Source organism: Natrinema sp. CGMCC1.2065 (genome assembly GCF_051225675.1).
GTDB lineage: Archaea > Halobacteriota > Halobacteria > Halobacteriales > Natrialbaceae > Natrinema > Natrinema thermotolerans.
Genome location: NZ_JBPJSJ010000005.1, coordinates 1 through 17248 on the forward strand (window position 1 = coordinate 1; position 17248 = coordinate 17248).

A 17248-nucleotide genomic window follows, 5' to 3' on the forward strand; every position below is an offset into this window, starting at 1 on the left:
CACTCGCCGACGCCGACCTCGCCGCCGATCACCGCGAGCGCCTCGAGGCCGAGCGGGTCGCGGTCGACCAGCCCGAGGGCGACCATCCCGCGCTGGCGTCGGCCTATCGGGGCGAGGCGGCGCACCTGCTCTCCTACGACGAGCGGCTACGATCGGCAGAGGCCGGCCTGACGCTCCAGCCCCGCGTCTCGGTCAGCGTCCGGCCGCCGGACGCGTTCGCGCGCCTGTTCGATCCCGAGAGTCTGTACGCGGCCGTCGAGGATGGCGAGTACCCTGGGCCGGACCGGGACCCGCGAGCGTAACCGCCGGCGACGGGACCGCTACACGAAGAACGTGTGACTTATGCGGTGGGAGCCCCTGATTTATGAGGGGAATGACCAATCTACGTGATCTCCGGACCGGACTGAGCTACGGGGACGTTCTCCTCGTCCCGCAGCGCTCGCCCGTCGACAGCCGCAGTACCGTCGACCTCGAGACGCCGTTCACGCCGAGTGTCGACCTCGAGACGCCGCTAGTCGCGGCCGCGATGGATACCGTCACGGAGGCCGAGCTGGCGGTCGAACTCTCACGGGCCGGCGGCCTCGGCGTGTTACACCGGTTTCTCACGGTAGCCGAACAGGCCGAGCAGGTCGAACGAGTGAAAGAGGCCGACGAGCAGGTGGCCGCCGCCGTCGGGATCAACGAGGACTACGTCAAGCGAAGCGACGCGATCGTCGACGCCGGCGTCGACGCGATCGTCGTCGACGTCGCCCACGGCCACTTGGAGCGGACGCTCGAGGCCGTCGAGCAACTGAGCGAAGCGTTCCCGGAGACGGATCTCGTCGCCGGGAACGTCGCGACGCCCGCCGGCGTCGAGGATCTCGCCGCGGCCGGCGCGGACTGTGTGAAGGTCGGGATCGGTCCCGGTTCGCATTGTACGACCCGGAAGGTCGCCGGGGCCGGCGTCCCGCAGTTGACGGCCGTCGACGACTGTGCGAGCGCCGCCGAGGACCTGGACGTGACGATCTGTGCCGACGGCGGGATCCGTACCTCCGGCGACGCGGTCAAGGCGCTGATGGCCGGGGCCGACACCGTGATGGTCGGGAGCCTGCTGGCCGGCACCGAGGAAGCACCCGGCGCTGTCGTCGAGGTCGACGGCACCCGATACAAGCGCTCGCGGGGGATGGCGACCACCGCGGCCGCCGAGGACCGCGACGACAAGGACGTCGACGTCGACGCCGACGAGGGCGTCGAGGCCCTGACCCCCTACAAGGGGCCGGTCGCCGACGTCGTCGAGGAGTTCTGCGCCGGCATCCGATCCGGGCTCTCCTACTGCGGCGGACACACCATCCCGGCCGCCCGGGACGGTGCCGAGTTCATCCGCGTCGCGCCCAGCGCGAAGGACCGCGAGGGGTACCACACGGACCACGACTGGGAGGGCGTCAGCGTCGAGAGCGAATCCGAGACCGTCACCGAGGCGGACCTCGTGGCCGACGACGGCTCGAGTCCGCCGGCAGAAAGCGACGACTGACGACCGAGCGTACTGATCGCCGAGCCGCGGGAGCCACGCCCGTTACGCGTCGCGGTCGGCGTACCACTCGGTGAACGCCGCCAGCGCGCGCCCGCGGTGAGAGATCGCGTTCTTCTCCTCGGTACTCAGTTCGGCCAACGTCTGCCCGTTGTACTCGAAGATGGGATCGTAGCCGAACCCGCCCTCGCCGCGGGGCGCGACGAGCGTTCCGGCGACCGATCCCTCGAACGTCTCCGTTCCGTCCTCGTCCGCGTACGCGAGGACGGTCCGGAAGTGCGCGCGGCGGTTCTCCTCCTCGCTCGCGAGTCGCCAGAGCCGCTCGACGCCGACGGTGTCCTCGACGTACGCAGAGTACGGGCCGGGGAACCCGCCGAGCGCGTCGACGAAGAGGCCGGCGTCGTCGACCAGTACCGGCTCCTCGCCCCCGAGTTCGTCGAAGGCCTCCCGGGCCCCGTGGGCCGCGATTTCCTCGAGCGAGTCGCTTTGAATCTCGGTGTAGTCGTACTCGATCTGCTCGACGGGCTCGATGCCCGAGAGATAGTCCCGCGCCTCGCGCGCCTTGCCCGCGTTGCCGGTAACGAATCGAACGGTCATATCCGAGCGGGGGGCCGCGGGCCGAAAATAGGCGTCGGTTGCCCCGTCCGACGGTTCGGGAGCCGGTCTTCCGGCCCCGAAAGACCCATCATATGGTGCCTGGATGACACATCATGGACATCACCGAGTGGGACGACCCCGAACGGATCGACGACCTCGAGGGCGGGCAGCGGCGCGTACTGTCGTCGACCGACGATCTCGTGCTGGTTCACTACGCACTCGAGGAGGGCGCGGAAGGCGAACCACACGCCCACGAGGAGGCGACGCAGGCGACGTTCGTCATCGAGGGGCGACTCGAACTCCGCGGGGAGTACTCGCGGATCGTCGAGGCGGGCGATTCCTACGCCGTCCCGCCGGGGACGATCCATGGTGTGCGTGCCCTCGAGCCGTGTCGCGTCATCGACGCGTTCACACCGCCGCTCGAGGCGTATACGGAGTAGGGATCGGAACCGCGACGCGTCGGCTACAGATCGAGAGCGTCCATCACAGTTTCCTCCGCCTTCCGGAGGTGTTCGGCGGCCGTCCCGGGCGCACAGTCGAGTTCGGCGGCGACGTCCTCGACGCCCGCCGCGCGTGGGACCTCGAAGTACCCCAACTCGCGAGCGACCCGGAGCGTCTCCCGCTGGCGGGCGGTCAGTGCGCTGACCGCCGCGTCGGCCCCGTCGTACTCGCCGACGCGGTCGACGGTCGTCTCGATGCCGTCGGGCATCTCCTCGAGTGCCGCCCGGAGATCGGCCGATTCGCCGACGACGGAGAACCGGACCGTCCAGTCCGACCGGTACTCAAGCGGCGGCAGGACGACGAGACTGCCGGCGGTGAGGCCCTTGAGGAGCCTCGCATCGACGTCGGCCGGCAGATCGCGGACGTAGACGGTAAAGGTTCGATCGCCGGTCCGCGTGAGTTCGTAGTCGTCGACGCGGTCGGTCTCGGCGAGCGCGGCCTCGTAGACGTCGGCGTCACCGACGACGTGAAAGATAAAGACGTTGTCGTCGTTTTCGCCAGCGAAGTTGCCGTGGACCAGCCGATAGGACTCGAACGCGTCGCTCTCGGCGACGAACCGGTGCATCGGGTGGATCGTCTCGGCGTCGAACCGCAGCGTGAGCCGAACGGTCTTCACGACCGGAGGGTCCGGCCTGCGTATATAAATAGCCTAGCCCGTGACGCAGAACCGACTCGCCTCGAGCGGCCGAACCGCCGGCTATGACAGCGGATTCGACGCTCGAGTCGCGGCCGGTAAAACGGGGCGACGCGGACGGGGAGGAGACGCTCGAGGGCCTGCTCGGGGACGCGGTCCTCGGGCGGGACGATCACGAGAACGCGCCGGCGGTCGTGATCCGGCCCGACGAGGTACAGGCGGTGCTGGCGACGCTTCGCGACGAGGCGGGATTCGATCACTGTTCCTGTGTGACAGCCCAGCAGTATCCGGACCGGTTCGAGACGATCTATCACTTGAAGTCCTACGCGGACCCGACGCGGGAGGTGAGCGTGGTGGTGCCGACGCCGACCCGCGAACCGAAAAGCGAGTCGGCCGCGCCGGTCTTCGAGACGGCGGACTGGCACGAGCGCGAGGCTTACGACCTGATCGGGACCGAGTACGAGGCCCACCCCGACCTGCGGCGAATCCTCCTGCCGGAGACGTGGCAGGGACATCCCCTCTCGCTGGACTACGATGCGGAGCAATCTCAGATCGTCACCCTCTCGGAACACGCGAACCCGATCGCGGGCGACGAACACGACACCACCTCGGAGACGATGTTTCTCAACATCGGTCCCCACCACCCCTCGACCCACGGCGTCCTCCACGTGAAGGCCGTGCTGGACGGTGAGACGGTCGTCGACGTCGATCCCGACATCGGCTACATCCACCGATGTGAGGAACAGATGTGCCAGGAGAGTACGTACCGCCATCAGATCATGCCGTACCCGGACCGCTGGGACTGGGTATCCTCCGGACTGTGCAACGAGTGGGCCTACGCCCGCACGATCGAGTCCCTCGCGGACATCGACGTCCCGGAGTACGCGCAGGTGATCCGGACGATGGGGGCCGAACTCTCGCGGCTGGCCTCGCATTTCATCGCCGTCGGCACCTACGCGCTGGACATCGTCGGCGAGTTCTGTGCCGCCTTCCAATACGCCATCCGGGACCGCGAACTCGTCCTCGACTGTCTCGAGGCGCTGACCGGCCAACGGATGATGTTCAACTACTTCCGAGTGGGCGGGGTCGCCTGGGACCTGCCCGAACCCCGCGGGGAGTTCATCGCGAACGTTCGGGACGTCCTCGACGGCTTCCCGGCGAAACTCGAGGAGTACCACGACCTGCTCGTGACGAACGAAATCTTCCAGCGCCGCTGTGTCGACACCGGCGTCCTGGAACCCGAGGCCGCGAAGGACTACGGCTGTACCGGCCCCGTCGCCCGCGGCTCCGGCATCGACTACGACCTCCGGCGAGACGACCCCTACGGCTACTATCCGAACCTCGAGTGGGACGTGGTCACCGAACCCGACGGCGACAACTTCGCCCGACTGCTCGTCCGACTGGGTGAGATCGAGGAGTCAGCGAAGATCGTCGATCAGTGTCTCGACCTGCTCGCGGACTGGCCCGCGGACGAACGCACCATCCAGAGCAACGTCCCCAGAACGCTCAAGCCCGAGGCCGACGCCGAGAGCTACCGCGCCGTCGAGGGCGCGAAAGGCGAACTCGGGATCTACATTCGGTCGGACGGGACTGAGACGCCGGCGCGGTTCAAGATCCGCAGTCCGTGTTTCTCGAACCTCTCGGCGCTGCCCGAGATCGCCCGCGGCGAGTACGTCGCCGACCTCATCGCGGCGATCGGGAGCCTCGACTGCATCATGGGCGAAGTCGATCGCTGATCGCGTCGGTCAGTTAATTGCAACGATTACCACCATTCTCTTCGAAATCACTCCGACGATAGACGTACCACAGCGGAACGACCACACCGAGAAGCGGAAGTCTCGCAGTTAACGTCGGAAGGTGTTTTATTTTCGGGTCGGTATACCCTCTGCGTCGGATATCAATGCGGAGAAGAAGATAGCCTAGATATTGAACTGTGATCGCGAGTACTGCGATTGACAGTAATATCTCCTCCATTTTAGCATCTATTTCGCACCCATAATAAAACATTTAACCAAAAGAATAGGGGAGAGATACACCGATATACGGAATTAGGCATAGGCGCTCTCAGAGCTACTAGCGCGGCTAAAAAGGAAGCGCGCTTAGTCGTCGGTGTCGTCGACGATGACCTCGACGGGCTCGTCGACCGACTCCTCGTCGTCCCCGGACGCGCCCTGTTCCTGCTGCCAGAGCAGCGCACCGGCGACGGCGACGACGATCCACGAGCGCCAGTTGGCGAGGTTCAGTGTGTAGCCGACGCCGAAGGGTTTCTCGACGAGCATCCCCTCGCCGGGCTGCCAGTACGACGAGAGCATGCGACTGATGCTCGGTCGTTCGAAGTTGTACGGTACCCCGAGGATCTCACCGGACGTCGACTTGTCTGCCATGCTCGGTGATACGTCTTCCCCGGATAAAGGGATTGTGTGCTGACCCCGTCACCGAGACCGGGAGACGGCAGTGGTGTGATTGCCGGTCGCTACGCGTCCGACTGGTACCGGCCCCGGCCCTCGACGTCCCGCAACCGCTCGAGGACGCGCTCCTCGCCGACCTCGCGATACCCCGCACGGACCGCCTCGCGCAGCGGTTCGGGGTCGTCGGCGGTCCCGACGAGGCTCTGGTCGAAGACGTGGAGATCCATCGCGTAGTCCTCGACGTGGTCCGTGTGGTAGCCGAGCCCGAGGTCGATGAGGTACGTGCGGTCCCCGTCGACCCTGACGTTTCTGGTCGTCGGGTCCCCGTGGACGAAGCCGGCGTTGTGCAGTCGGGCGAGGTGCCGGCCGACGTCACGAACGCCCGCAGCCGTCAGCGCCGCGCGGAGGTCACGTTCGCCGACGTACTCGAGTTCCAGCCGCGCCTCGCGGGAGTCGACGTCTGACAGCACCGGCGTCGGCACCCCCTCGCGGCGGGCCAGACTGGTCAGGCGGGCCTCGAGGGTCGTCCGCTCGCGACGGAGCCGGTCGTCGAGTTGGGGGTGGCGGTAGGTCTTGGCCTCGCGGCGTTTCGTGACGCGGCCGGCCGCGGGCTCGAGGTCGACGAGCGCCTCGGCACCGCGGACTTGCGTGTCGCCGTCCGCACGCCCCACTGCGAGGTCCGGTTCGTCGGAGCGCCAGGTGACGGAGACCTGATCCGGCCGGAAATCCGGATCGACGCGGGAGTCCTCGAGCGCGAGGGCATCGCCGGCGTCGTACATCTTCGCGCCAAGCACGGCAATCATCCCGGCGTTGTCCCGCAGGAACCGCGGCTCGGGGGCGTGGAACTCGGCCCCGCGCTGGGCGCACATCTCTCCGAGCATCTCGCGCAGGCGGTCGTTCTGGCCGACGCCGCCGCCTAACACGAGTTCGTCGCTGCCGGTCAGCGAGAGGGCGCGTTCGGAGACTTCGGTCAGCATGCCGAAGATATTCTCCTGCAGGGAGAAGCAGACGTCCTCGACGGGGACGCCGTCGTCGTAGGCCTGCTTGGCGGCGCTCATGATGCCCGAAAAGGAGAAGTCCATCCCCTTGACGACGTAGGGCAGGTCGACGTAGTCGCCCTCCGTCGCCGCCTCCTCGACCTTCGGCCCGCCGGGGTGGGACCAGCCGACGTGGCGCGTGAACTTGTCGATGGCGTTGCCGACGCCGGTGTCCATCGTCTCGCCGAGGACCCGATAGCGCCCGTTGCGGTAGGCCAGCAGGTGCGCGTTCGCGCCGCTGGCGTTCAGACAGACCGGCGCGTCGAAGCCGGAGGTGTGGCGACCGATCTCGAGGTGGGCCACCATGTGATTGACGCCGACCAACGGCACCGAAAGCGCCTGGCTCAGCGCGCGGGCAGCGGTGCCGACGACCCGCAGACAGGGGCCCAGGCCGGGCCCGCGAGAGAAGGCGACCGCGTCGACCGGCGGTTCGCTCGCGGGGCCGTCGTGGGTCTCGCGGGCGTACTCGAGGGCGCGTTCGACGACGCGGGGGACGGCCTCGTGCATGTGTTCGGCGGCCTCGCGAGGGTGGATGCCACCGCTCTCGGGCTGATAGGCGTCGCTCTCGATGAACACGTCGTCGCGTGCGGCGTCGAAGACGGCCGCACTGGCGGCCCAGGCGGTGCCCTCGATGCCGAGGATGCGGGTGTCAGTCACGGCTGAAAACGGGTAGTCATCGGCGGTCGAGACATCCCGCTACGGTCGGGTGACCGCGCGCTCGCGGGTCGTTTCACGTCCCGCTCGCGTTTCGATGTGCCTCGCGGTCGCTCGGCACATCGCCTTACTCCCACTCGGTGTAACTGCACTTCCCGCAGTGCTTGCGGTCGCCGTGGTCAGCGAGGAACACGTCACCGCAGCGGGGACACTGTTCGCGCTCCGTACTCCCATCGTCGTTGTAGAGTTCGTAGCGAGCCATTTAGGCTTCCTCCGGTTCTGCCTCGGCGTCGGCCTCCTCGTCGGCACCGATCTTGTTCCGCTCGAGCATGTGGTCTTGCTCGACGTCACGGGCGTCGTCTGCGGTCTCGTAGACCTTGGCCTGCCCGACGGTCTTGCGCATCCCGAACTTGGTGTCGAGCTTGCGGATGACGACCTCGTCGGCGTCCTTGTTCAGCTTCGCGGCCAGACTGTCCCGAACCTGCAGTCGCTCGGGAGTCGCGTCCTCGTGGGAGAGTTCGAAGGTCACGTCGGTCCGATGCAACATGGGGTTCTCCGTTTCGGAGATGATGTCGACGTCCATGATATCACTCAGTTACCCTACTATCCCCGTGTAGCGCCTAAAAGGATTTCGAAGCGGCCACCGATGGGACTCGAGGCGTTCTCCGACGAGTCCGAAACCGCGGCCCGGCTCCGTGGTCCGATCGGATCGAAATGTGAACGCATTTATTTATTGAACTTACAGGTTCAGTAGAATGCCCTCCAGACGACAGGCGCTCGCGAGCGGCGTTCTCGGGGTCGGCGGCCTCTTCGGCAGCTACGCGGCCGTTGACGATCGAGCCGACGCCGCGACGATCGACTGGCCGATGGCCCGCTACGACGCCGCCGGAACCGGCCACAGCCCCGACGCGATGGGCCCGAAAGACGACCTGCGGCTCGCATGGGAGGGGCGACTCGCGGACACCGGCGGCTTCGCGGTCACGCCGCCCGTGGTCGTCGACGGGACGGTCTATGCCGGCAACGAGAACCTCACCGCATTCGACGCCACGGACGGCGACGAGCGGTTCTCGTACGACAGCACGTTCCGTTCCAGCCCCGCCTACGTCTCCCCCTCGATCTACCGGACCGGAACGCTGACGGTCAGCACGGACAACGGCATCGCCGGGCTGAACGCCGGTGGCGGCCTCCGGGCGTTCGGCGTCCAGTTCGGTGCGAACCGGTGGCGCGGGCCGGGGCCGTCCCCCTCGTCACCGCCCGTGAACGCGCTCGAGAGCCCGCCGCCGGTCCCCGCGGACGGGACGGTGTACGTCGCCGCCCCCGACCGCGGCGAGATCGTCGCGCTCGGGGCCACCGACGGCAGCGAGCAGTGGCGGCGACGGCTCGACGCCGGCGACGAGTTCAGCGTGACCGTACGACGGCCGGCAGTGAAAGACGAGACCGTCTTCGTCACCGGCTGGCCGTCTCAGGTCCGGGCTCTCGACGCCGAAACGGGCGACGTCGTGTGGGAGGACGAACTCGACGAAGCGATGGTACTCCCGCCGACGGCGACGGCCGACGGGGTCGTCGTCCCGACTCGAGGCGGCCTCACAGTCTACGAGGCGAACGGCGACGTTCGCTGGTCGCGGGATCTCGCGGGCAACGCGACCGGCGGCGCGGCCGCCGTCGCCGACGGCCGGGTGTTCTTCGCCGACGGAACCGAGTCGCTACACGCACGCGACCTCGAGACGGGAGCCGAGGAGTGGACGCTGGCGTTCACCCGGGAAGCGGCCCCCGTCGTCGCGGACGGCGTCGTCTACGTGACCGGCGGCTACGACCTCATGATCCTCGACGCAGCGACGGGTGACCGGCGGTTCACCCGCGAAACCGACTGGTTCTTCTCGCAACCGGCGGTCGGCGACGGCGTTCTCTACGTCGTCGACGGCGACCGCGTCCTCGCGCTGGAGGGAGATCATGAGTGACGACGAGGGCGATGACGGACGGGAACGGGAGCCGACCATCAGCGACGACTCGGCGACACCGGCACCGACCGACGAGGCGGCCTCTGAGACCGATAGCGACGATGCCGACACGCCGCCGACCGGGATCGCCGGCGCGATACCGCGTCTCCGGCGCGATCCGGCGCTGCTGGTGCCGTTTACCGTGGCCGGGCTCGTCCTCGCGCTCCTCGACCGGCTCCGGCGGTGGGACCCGATTCCGACGCTGGCCACCGGCGACGATGTCTCGATCGGGATCGAATACGCCGGCTACCCGACCGGCGTCCCGGACACGGCCCGCTCGCTCGGGGCGCTCATCGACCTGAAACTCCCCTACCTCGCCTGGGCGGTCGGCCTCGAGGCGCTCGCGATGGCTGTCGTCGCGGCCGCCGGAACCGCGACCATCGCGCGAACGCTCGAGAGCGACGACGGCTGGAGCTGGCGACAGTGGGGACGGCGATGGCTGGCGTATCTCGGACTGATCGTCCTGTTCGATGCGGTCGGGCGGGCGATCGGCTCCATCGGCGACGTCGGGCTCGTCGTCGGCGTGATACTCGCAGTCCCCCTCTTCGCCGCGTTCGTGCGGTTCTTCCCCGCGCCCGCGTTCGTCGTCACCGGATCGGGGCCGGTCACCGCGCTCGCCCGGAGCGCTCGTGCGACCCGCGGGATCGGCTGGCGGCTGCTCGCGCTCGTCGTCTGTTTCGGCCTCGCGGCGTGGCTGTTGGGACTCGTTCCGGTCGTGGGAACGGCGCTGAGTACGGCTCTCGTCGGCTCGACACTGGCCGTAACGATGGCCACCGTCCGAGACGGGAGACCCGCTGATACTGGCGGGTGACGCGGCAACGCGCCGACCGGCTCGCCGGCCACGTTCGGTGGCGCTCGACTGCGGCAACCGGACCGACCCACGGACGACCGTCCCCGCTCGAGCGCGACGGTCGGCTATCGGGACGGGCCAGTCGCCGGAGAATCGGGGTGCCCGTCGGTCTCGGCCGCCCGTTCGGCGTCGCCGCTGATGAGCGACGACATGAGCCGGGCCTCGATCCGGCGGAGGTGTTGGCCGACCGTTCCCGCAGAACAGTCCAGCCGGGCGGCGATATCCCCGTAGGTGACCTGCCGGGGCTCTTCGTAGTATCCCTCCTCGACGGCGACGCGTAACACCTCCCGCTGGCGATCGGTCAGTTCGGTAAAGGGCCGTTCGGCGGACGGATCGTAGCTGCCGAGTCGCTCGATTTCGACGTCGACGATCGCCCGCGTCTCCTCGATGAGACGACGGAGTGCGTCCTCGCGGCCGATCTCCGAGACGCGGAGGCTCCGGTTTGCCGGCCCGGTGTACTCGAGCGGGTAGTCGAGCAACACCGCGTGCCGGTCGTGTATCGCCCGTAACTCCCGCGTGAGGTCGCTCGGCTCGTAGTGGAGTTGAAGGATCGACCTATCGCCGGCGTCAGTCAACTGGTAGTCGACGACCGTCGGCCCCGTCTCTTCGAGTGCCCGCTCGGCGACGGCCCGATCCCCCCGCAGCACTTTCTGTGTCATGATCGTCCCGTCGTTGAGTTGCTCGACGTTCCGAACGGCATCGAACGTGACCCCAAGTTCCCGGAGACGCTCCGCACCCCGATCGAAGTACCCTCGTGGTGGCGTGATAACGTATGTCACGTACCGCATGCTATTGGATTACGAACCCGTCATAAATAACAGTTATGCGTTCGAATGGATTATTTGAACGACAAAACAAGCGGGCTAAACGACCGACGGGAAGCGCCCCGTCCATAGGAGCCCCCGCAGACCGAATCGAGTGCGCTTTCGGACTCCGATTCAGGTGTAATACGGCCAGTACAGCGACCGGCCGATCTTCACCAGTCGCCAGAGGGGACTACAGCCCCGCTCCCAGACGAAGACCGGGACAGCCCGGCCGCCAAAACTCTCCTTGAACCGGAAGACGCCATCCTCGAAGTCCGCGGTCGTACTCCCGAAGTCGTAGGTCTCGTAGCCGTGGTCGATTCCCCACTGAAACACCCGATCGTAGAGCAGTTCCGACGCGTGATCGTCGAAGTACTCCCGCGGCACAGCCGCGAAAAAGCCATGAACTGCGTCCCGCTCGTCGTCGAGGACCTCGAGCATCCCGCCGGCGTACTCGCCGTCGATCCGGATCGTCAACAGGAGGAGTCGATCGGCCATCGGCCGGAGCGCATCGAAAAAGGAGAACGGGTAGGTCTCCGCGCCGACGCGGTCCATGACCCGTTCGTACGCGCGGTGGAACCGCCGGAGGTTCCCGCGGGTGATGTCCTCCGCGACGATCTCGTAGTCGGCGTCCTCGCCGCGTTCGATCCCCCGTCGTCGGGTCCGGCTCATGCCCGCGCGGATCTCGTCGTGACCCCGCGTCAGGTCCAGCAGGAACCGACACTCGCGCCGGTACGGTCGGTACCCGCGCTCCTGCAGCGGATCGTTGTACCGCAGATACCCCGCGTCCAGTCCCCGAATCTGGTGGACGATCGTCCGTCCGCCACAGCGCGACGGCACCGCATCGAGTACCCGCTCGAGCGCGTCCGTCGTGTCCGTCGGCAACAGCGGTCCGCCGAAGCCAGGATAGGCCGACGAAAGCCGCTTGAACGGCGTCTTCTCGATCCCAACGACGACGTTCGGCATGCAGCCGATCACGTTCCCGTCTTTCCGAACCACGAGGTGTTTGGCCGGATACCCCAGCCCCGACTCGATCGCCGCGAGCCACTCGTAGCGATGAAAGACGCTCCCCCGACTCGAGCGCTCGACCAGCCCGTTCCAGCGCTCCCGACCGACCTCCGCGACCGAATCGACGACTTCGATCTCGAGGCTCGAGTCCGCATCGACCGTGGGGCTGACGTGTTCGGACAGCACCGCCCCGACGCGACGGAGTCTCGAGCGCGCTTCGCCGCCGGTCCCTTGTGCCATTGATCGACGACAGACGGGGCACCCTATTTGGTAGTCTCTCCATTCCGTCCCGGGTCGGGGACAGTAACGACGGCCAACAGGACGATATCATGGCTCGAGCGCTAACGATGCAACTCAGCGGGTAGTTCTAAATATCAAAACAGGGGGGGGGGATGGACTCGCGGGGATGTACAGGTTCGGTCGAGTCGTAGGGTTTGGCTCGTCTCTCTCATGATTGTGATAGGTTACGGCAGGTTCTCTCGTCGGACTTCCATCTTCTCGCGCTCGGTGCGGGCGTCGTAGTGTTCGTACAGAACCTCGAGCGACACGTCCATGCGCTCGCTGACGATCTCCGGCGTCGTCTCCTGATTGAGGTGGTGCGTGATCGCTCCCCGGCGGATCGCGTGGGGCGATCGCGCCGACGGGCACTGTGCAGGATGGCCGTCACTCCCTCGAGCGTCGCACGAGCGCGGCGTCTCGTCGTGCGGACACTCCCCGTACGTGCAGGGGTGCAGCGCCCGGACGACCCACTTGTAGATGGTATCGCCCGTCGGTCGCGTTCCCTGTTGGGTCGTAAATAACGGCTGACGACCGTGGTCGTCGGTGACTCGCGGCCGGTCCGGGTTATCCCGATACGCGGTGAGAACGGCGAACCACTTCGGCCCGAGATAGACCCAGCGGTTCCCGTCGTCGCCGTTCTTTAGCGTCGTCCCGGAATCCGGCCGGTGTTCCACACGAACAGCGTGGTCGTCCGGCTCGAGGTCGTCTACGTCGATCGACTGTGCGGCACTTCGGCGCATCCCCGTCCGCCAGAGCAGCGCGATCAGCGCGTGATCCCGCGAGCCGTAGTGATGCCGGTCGAAGTACTCGAGTGCCGTCTTCGCCCGCTGGGCGTCCAAAAAGACGTCCTTGGACTTCGCCCCGTCGGGGAGGTCCGGAGCGTGAAGCTTCTCCGCGAGCCCTTTGTCGACGGCCTCGATATCGGCCCACCACCGGAGCGCCTGGCGAACGCTACTCAGCTGCTTCTGCAGGGTGATCGGCGCGACATCGGCTCGTCGCCAATCGACGAAATCCGCGAGTTCGCGACCGTCGAGGTCGTTCAGGTTCTCGATGTCCCGCTCGTCGCACCACTCGAGAAACACCGACAGCCGGTGCTTCGCGTTCCGGAACGACGTATCGCGGACACTGGGGCGGTGGTGACGGAGGAACCGATCGACGCCCTCCTCCGGGGACAGCGGTTGCAGGTCGTCACTCATTCCGATCACCACCGCTCCAGTTCTCGGGACTCCCCCAGCGGAACTGCGGGCGATCGTCCTCCAGCTGGTCGCGCTCGAAAAGGCGATCCTGAATCCACGTCTGCAGCGCGGGCCCGGACCGATCGTGCGGCGGGTGATCCGGACAGTGATGGTCTTCGACGCGAGCCGAGAGGTCGTCGAGACACGCGATCATCTCGACCAGCGCCGCGTTCTGATACCGAATCTCCGTCGCGATCGCTTCGAGCGCCTCGGTCTGTCGTTCGACCGCGTTGGCCTGACGCTCGAGGACTTCGAGCTGTGCCTCCAGGGCGAGAAACTCGTCACTCATCGTGATCACCGTCCCCGGAGCCGTCGGTCGCGGCGACCTCGAGTTCGCACGCGTCGGCGAGTCGCTCGAGGCACTGGCGTAGCAGCCCACGCCCATCGTCGGTGAGGACGTATTCGTTCGTCCGCTTGTCGAGCGCGGACTTCTCGACGAGCCCGCGCTCGACGAGCGTATCGAGGTTCGGGTACAGCCGTCCGTGATTTACTTTGCCGTACTGGGGCTCGAGCCGGCGCTTGATCGCGAGCCCGTAGCAGGTCTCGTCGTCGCGCTCGAGGTGAGCGATCGCCTCCAGGGCGTCGCGCTGGAACCCAGTGAGATCTCCCCACATCGTGCCGCCGTCGGCCACGAGCCGCTGGTCAGAAACAGTTGATGCGTCGGTCGTGTCGGGACTTTCAAGGTCCCGCGAATTATCGTCGTACATGGCTTGCGTACCGTCTCTACGCGAGCCGCGCGGACCCGGTGCCACCAACACCGGCCCGCAGTTTTCGTACGGACCCAACGGACAGTCGGGTCCACGTGAAACTCGCGTTAGCCGATCACTCGAGAGCCCATCGTAATAAATCTGACTACGATACCGTAGTTCAAGAACTTCGATTCCGTAGCCTATTTCTGATATATCGATGGACGTAAGAATCCGATCCGCCACTGTCGGGTAATGAGAAAGCCCGGTAGCTGGATGCAGAATCCCACCGATGAGCGGATTCTGGAGGTACTCGATACCGGGTTGATGCTGGGGCCGACGGCGATCGCGAAGAATATCGAGAAACACCGCGTCACGGTGAGCGATCGTCTCCGGACTCTCCGCGAATACGGGCTCGTTGACAGTCCCGAAGACGGCTACTACAGTATCACCGACCTCGGCGAACAGTATCTCGCGGGGGAACTCGACGCCGACGATCTCGAGCCGGCGGAAGACTGATCCCATCACGCTTTGATCCCCTCGAGTCCGATCCGTCGGAGCAGCGGCTCGAGCCAGCTGGGGATCTCGTCGTCGATTCGCTGGCCGTTCCCGTTCAGCGTGAGAATCAACCCGGCCGTCTGGTCCTGGACGGCGAAAACCCAGTGTCGCCCACGCTCGACGCGAACATCGATCCGCCTCTTGTTATCCGGCGAGCCGGTGACCTCGACGTCGACGGACCGACCGTCCTTGAGTTCGCTACGCAACCGTGGTTCGTCGGGCCTCGAGCGGCCTGATTGAACGGACATGGGTGAGTGAAAGCCACAGCCGTGAATAAGTCCAGAGCGGAGGTGAACGGAAAATGGCCGAAATCGTCTCTCGGCCCAGATACCAGCCGGTAGAAGGCTTCTATTTCGGTGAGCGGAAACCGAACGGAATGAGCGGGAATCTCAAAACTCGGGGACGGCGTAGGTTTTCCCTCTCCCGCTTCCGTTCGATTCGATCAGCCCGTACTTTTCCTCGAGATTCGAGAGATACCGTCGCCGGGTGCTTTTCGCCTTCGGGTTCTGTGCCCGCTGTTCGTAGGTATCGTGCAGTTCCGAGCCGGGGATCGTTCCCGATGCCTCGATGATATCGTAGAGAAGTCGCTTGTGCGTCCCGAGGTCCTCGACGCGCTCGAGGTGGATTTCCTCGAGGGCGGCCGTCCGAACCTCGTCGACGATATCGATCGTGATCTGTGATCGATCGCAGTCCCTCGAGACGGCTCGCGCGGCGCTTCGAAGGATTCCGATCGCTTCGCGAGCGTCGCCGGCGGCGACATCGGCGATGTAGCCGATCGCGTCGGTCGAAATCGTTCCCGGACGCAGCCCGGCCCGAATGCGGGCCTGAAGGATGTCGACCAGTTGCCCGTGCGTGAATCGATCCAACGTGATCGGTTGGGCGCTGCGGAGGCGGCTCCGGACACGGGAATCGAGGTGGGCGAAGAGATCGTCTTCGTCGATAGTGATCGCGACGATCGTCACGTTCGGAATGTCGATGAGCGCCTGCAGCGTCATGTCGTCCTCGAGTACGTCGACCTCGTCGACGATCGCGACGACGCGCCGATCGCTCTCGCGGAGCCGATCGATGAACGCGCTCGTCGGCGAGCCCATCTTCTTGAGATCCGCACCGAGACCTGCGTCCCGCATGATACCGTAGAGGACCTCGGCTTTCGACGAGCCAGAAATGCAGTTGTGGTAGCCCCAGCGGAGATTGAACGTCTCGCGCTCGAGTTCGCGAACGACGAACCGTGCGAGCGTCGTCTTTCCCGTCCCGCTCGGACCGAAGATGAGCGCGTTCTCCCCGATATCACCATCTGCAATGGGCCGGAGCGCGTCAGCTAACTGCTCGATTTTCGCGTCCCGGTGATGGAGATCGCTTGGGACGTACGACGGGCGGAGGGCCCGAGCGTCAGTAATCATAAACTATCGTTGTTGGACAGTCCATTAATTACTGATGGGAAATCAGACTATGAATCGAGAGCAGGCTCCACTAAAGTGAATAACTCATTCGATCAGAAATCGTGGAAACGACGACGCTGATTATCGAGAGTGGTCGATTCCCGTACTTGCAGTTTTTATTATGCCGGTTCAGCCCGCTCGAACCCGAGCGCACGCGCCGCCGCAGCCGAGACCATGATCCCACTGTCGGTGACTGTCACGGGTTCATCCGCAACCGATTCGATAAGATCCGCGAGCCCCTCCTGGTAGGTATCCGGCCGCTCCTCTTTGATCGCCAATCCGTCACTGTCAGCTTTAGGCTGGCCGCGGTTCTCGAGATAGACATCGACGAACTGCCGACGGACGGCAGCGGGGGCGTCCTCGAGATACGGTGGCAAGGCCAACTCATCGGCGTCGGTCTTGCTCCCGACCGGGACGCCAAGTACTTCGAGGACGCGCCCGAGGACCGCCGCGTCCTCAGCTGGCGCAGCAGTCGGTGTGTCACCGGAGCCGTTCTCGATGTCGCGGGAACCGACACCGATCAGATCGAGGCTATTGACGACCAGCGAATTGTCGGTCGATTCCACCGTGAACATCGGCTGGTGGTTGTGCGCGTCGATCGTACCCGCCGACAGCGCCGCCGCGACGAGGACGTTCAGCGGAGTGATCTCGTCGTAGCCAATTCCGAGAATATTGTAGCCGTAAGCGGTGTGTAGTCCTTGCACGACCAGCGGGGTCGCGCCGTCGTCGATCCACGAAACGGTCGCTACACGATCGGCTCCCGAAACGCGCATGATTTCGGCAATCCCGGCGTCGGGGTGATCACGGTGGTAGGTGATCGCGCTCCGAAACTGTTGGACGACAGCCCAGGCGTCATCGTAGGTCCCGCCGTTGTAGGTGCGCGCGAACTCGCGTTCAGGGACGAGCGACTCGGACATGAACGCTTCCTACAGACGAGCGAGTATAGCGGTATTGGTTCGTCCATTCGAGCAGGTAATCGCAAGACTACAGCGCTTCAAGCACCCACTGGAACCCGGATAGCACCCGCTGATTCTCAGTTTTGAAACCCAACGGAA

At 65.8% G+C, this 17248-nt stretch carries 21 protein-coding genes; 7 read left to right on the plus strand and 14 right to left on the minus strand.

Annotated features, from left to right (window positions below; all coding sequences use genetic code 11):
* Both ACSBP4_RS06900 and ACSBP4_RS06905 read left to right on the plus strand, forming a co-directional pair.
* A partial coding sequence (locus tag ACSBP4_RS06900) for a DUF7384 family protein (RefSeq protein WP_435551739.1) occupies positions 1-302 on the plus strand: 302 nt, incomplete at its 5' end.
* Between the two features lie 71 nt (positions 303-373).
* On the plus strand, positions 374-1510 hold the full coding sequence (locus ACSBP4_RS06905; protein ID WP_435551740.1) for a guanosine monophosphate reductase: 1137 nt from the start codon (positions 374-376) through the stop codon (positions 1508-1510).
* Positions 1511-1552: 42 nt separating this feature from the next.
* Here ACSBP4_RS06905 and ACSBP4_RS06910 read toward each other — a convergent pair whose 3' ends face one another.
* Positions 1553-2104 carry an XTP/dITP diphosphatase gene (locus ACSBP4_RS06910; protein ID WP_049965928.1) on the minus strand — a complete coding sequence of 184 codons (552 nt, stop codon included), beginning with the start codon at positions 2102-2104 and terminating at the stop codon, positions 1553-1555.
* Positions 2105-2217: 113 nt separating this feature from the next.
* On the opposite strand from ACSBP4_RS06910, the gene ACSBP4_RS06915 reads away from it, so the two are divergent.
* Entirely contained in the window at positions 2218-2544 is a 327-nt protein-coding gene (locus ACSBP4_RS06915) for a cupin domain-containing protein (protein ID WP_006651091.1), read from the plus strand.
* A gap of 23 nt (positions 2545-2567) precedes the next feature.
* Here the strand turns inward: ACSBP4_RS06915 and ACSBP4_RS06920 are convergent, their stop codons facing one another.
* Positions 2568-3221 carry a helix-turn-helix domain-containing protein gene (locus tag ACSBP4_RS06920; protein ID WP_435551741.1) on the minus strand — a complete coding sequence of 218 codons (654 nt, stop codon included), beginning with the start codon at positions 3219-3221 and terminating at the stop codon, positions 2568-2570.
* A gap of 83 nt (positions 3222-3304) precedes the next feature.
* Here ACSBP4_RS06920 and ACSBP4_RS06925 point away from each other — a divergent pair, with 83 nt between their 5' ends.
* The gene (locus ACSBP4_RS06925) at positions 3305-4975 is read left to right on the plus strand and encodes an NADH-quinone oxidoreductase subunit D (RefSeq protein WP_435551742.1); all 1671 of its coding nucleotides are present in this window, start codon (positions 3305-3307) and stop codon (positions 4973-4975) included.
* Between the two features lie 363 nt (positions 4976-5338).
* Here the strand turns inward: ACSBP4_RS06925 and ACSBP4_RS06930 are convergent, their stop codons facing one another.
* The 4 genes from ACSBP4_RS06930 to ACSBP4_RS06945 all read right to left on the minus strand — a co-directional run bounded on the left by ACSBP4_RS06930 (position 5339) and on the right by ACSBP4_RS06945 (position 7921).
* The gene (locus ACSBP4_RS06930; RefSeq protein WP_006181523.1) at positions 5339-5623 is read right to left on the minus strand and encodes a DUF5808 domain-containing protein; all 285 of its coding nucleotides are present in this window, start codon (positions 5621-5623) and stop codon (positions 5339-5341) included.
* Positions 5624-5712: 89 nt separating this feature from the next.
* On the minus strand, positions 5713-7341 hold the full coding sequence (locus ACSBP4_RS06935) for a bifunctional N(6)-L-threonylcarbamoyladenine synthase/serine/threonine protein kinase (protein WP_435551743.1): 1629 nt from the start codon (positions 7339-7341) through the stop codon (positions 5713-5715).
* Between the two features lie 124 nt (positions 7342-7465).
* Complete coding sequence (locus tag ACSBP4_RS06940; RefSeq protein WP_006181525.1) at positions 7466-7600, minus strand: 30S ribosomal protein S27ae; 135 nt, start codon at positions 7598-7600, stop codon at positions 7466-7468.
* Positions 7601-7921: a 30S ribosomal protein S24e gene (locus tag ACSBP4_RS06945; protein WP_006181526.1), complete on the minus strand. Its 321-nt coding sequence runs from the start codon at positions 7919-7921 to the stop codon at positions 7601-7603.
* Positions 7922-8093: 172 nt separating this feature from the next.
* Here ACSBP4_RS06945 and ACSBP4_RS06950 point away from each other — a divergent pair, with 172 nt between their 5' ends.
* Positions 8094-9296 (plus strand): PQQ-binding-like beta-propeller repeat protein, encoded by a 1203-nt coding sequence (locus tag ACSBP4_RS06950; protein ID WP_435551744.1) that lies wholly within the window; start codon positions 8094-8096, stop codon positions 9294-9296.
* On the plus strand, positions 9289-10146 hold the full coding sequence (locus ACSBP4_RS06955) for a hypothetical protein (protein ID WP_435551745.1): 858 nt from the start codon (positions 9289-9291) through the stop codon (positions 10144-10146). Before ACSBP4_RS06950 ends, ACSBP4_RS06955 begins: the two co-directional genes overlap by 8 nt.
* A gap of 104 nt (positions 10147-10250) precedes the next feature.
* On the opposite strand, the gene ACSBP4_RS06960 is transcribed toward ACSBP4_RS06955, so the two are convergent.
* From ACSBP4_RS06960 to ACSBP4_RS06980, 5 genes are all read right to left on the minus strand, one after another.
* Positions 10251-10973, minus strand: a complete 723-nt coding sequence (locus tag ACSBP4_RS06960) for a helix-turn-helix domain-containing protein (protein ID WP_435551746.1) — start codon at positions 10971-10973, stop codon at positions 10251-10253.
* Between the two features lie 150 nt (positions 10974-11123).
* Entirely contained in the window at positions 11124-12236 is a 1113-nt protein-coding gene (locus ACSBP4_RS06965) for a lipid II:glycine glycyltransferase FemX (protein WP_435551747.1), read from the minus strand.
* A 224-nt stretch (positions 12237-12460) separates the two neighbouring features.
* Positions 12461-13471: a tyrosine-type recombinase/integrase gene (locus ACSBP4_RS06970; protein ID WP_435551748.1), complete on the minus strand. Its 1011-nt coding sequence runs from the start codon at positions 13469-13471 to the stop codon at positions 12461-12463.
* Entirely contained in the window at positions 13464-13799 is a 336-nt protein-coding gene (locus tag ACSBP4_RS06975; RefSeq protein WP_435551749.1) for a hypothetical protein, read from the minus strand. Before ACSBP4_RS06975 ends, ACSBP4_RS06970 begins: the two co-directional genes overlap by 8 nt.
* Positions 13792-14217: a PadR family transcriptional regulator gene (locus tag ACSBP4_RS06980; RefSeq protein WP_435551750.1), complete on the minus strand. Its 426-nt coding sequence runs from the start codon at positions 14215-14217 to the stop codon at positions 13792-13794. Before ACSBP4_RS06980 ends, ACSBP4_RS06975 begins: the two co-directional genes overlap by 8 nt.
* A 255-nt stretch (positions 14218-14472) precedes the next feature.
* Between ACSBP4_RS06980 and ACSBP4_RS06985 the strand changes: the two genes are divergently transcribed.
* Entirely contained in the window at positions 14473-14715 is a 243-nt protein-coding gene (locus tag ACSBP4_RS06985) for a transcriptional regulator (protein ID WP_435551751.1), read from the plus strand.
* Between the two features lie 5 nt (positions 14716-14720).
* On the opposite strand, the gene ACSBP4_RS06990 is transcribed toward ACSBP4_RS06985, so the two are convergent.
* The 3 genes from ACSBP4_RS06990 to ACSBP4_RS07000 form a co-directional block, all read right to left on the minus strand.
* Entirely contained in the window at positions 14721-15002 is a 282-nt protein-coding gene (locus ACSBP4_RS06990) for a hypothetical protein (RefSeq protein ID WP_435551752.1), read from the minus strand.
* A 141-nt stretch (positions 15003-15143) separates the two neighbouring features.
* Complete coding sequence (locus ACSBP4_RS06995; protein ID WP_435551753.1) at positions 15144-16154, minus strand: Cdc6/Cdc18 family protein; 1011 nt, start codon at positions 16152-16154, stop codon at positions 15144-15146.
* A 158-nt stretch (positions 16155-16312) separates the two neighbouring features.
* Complete coding sequence (locus ACSBP4_RS07000) at positions 16313-17110, minus strand: hypothetical protein (RefSeq protein WP_435551754.1); 798 nt, start codon at positions 17108-17110, stop codon at positions 16313-16315.
* Positions 17111-17248: the final 138 nt, after the last annotated feature.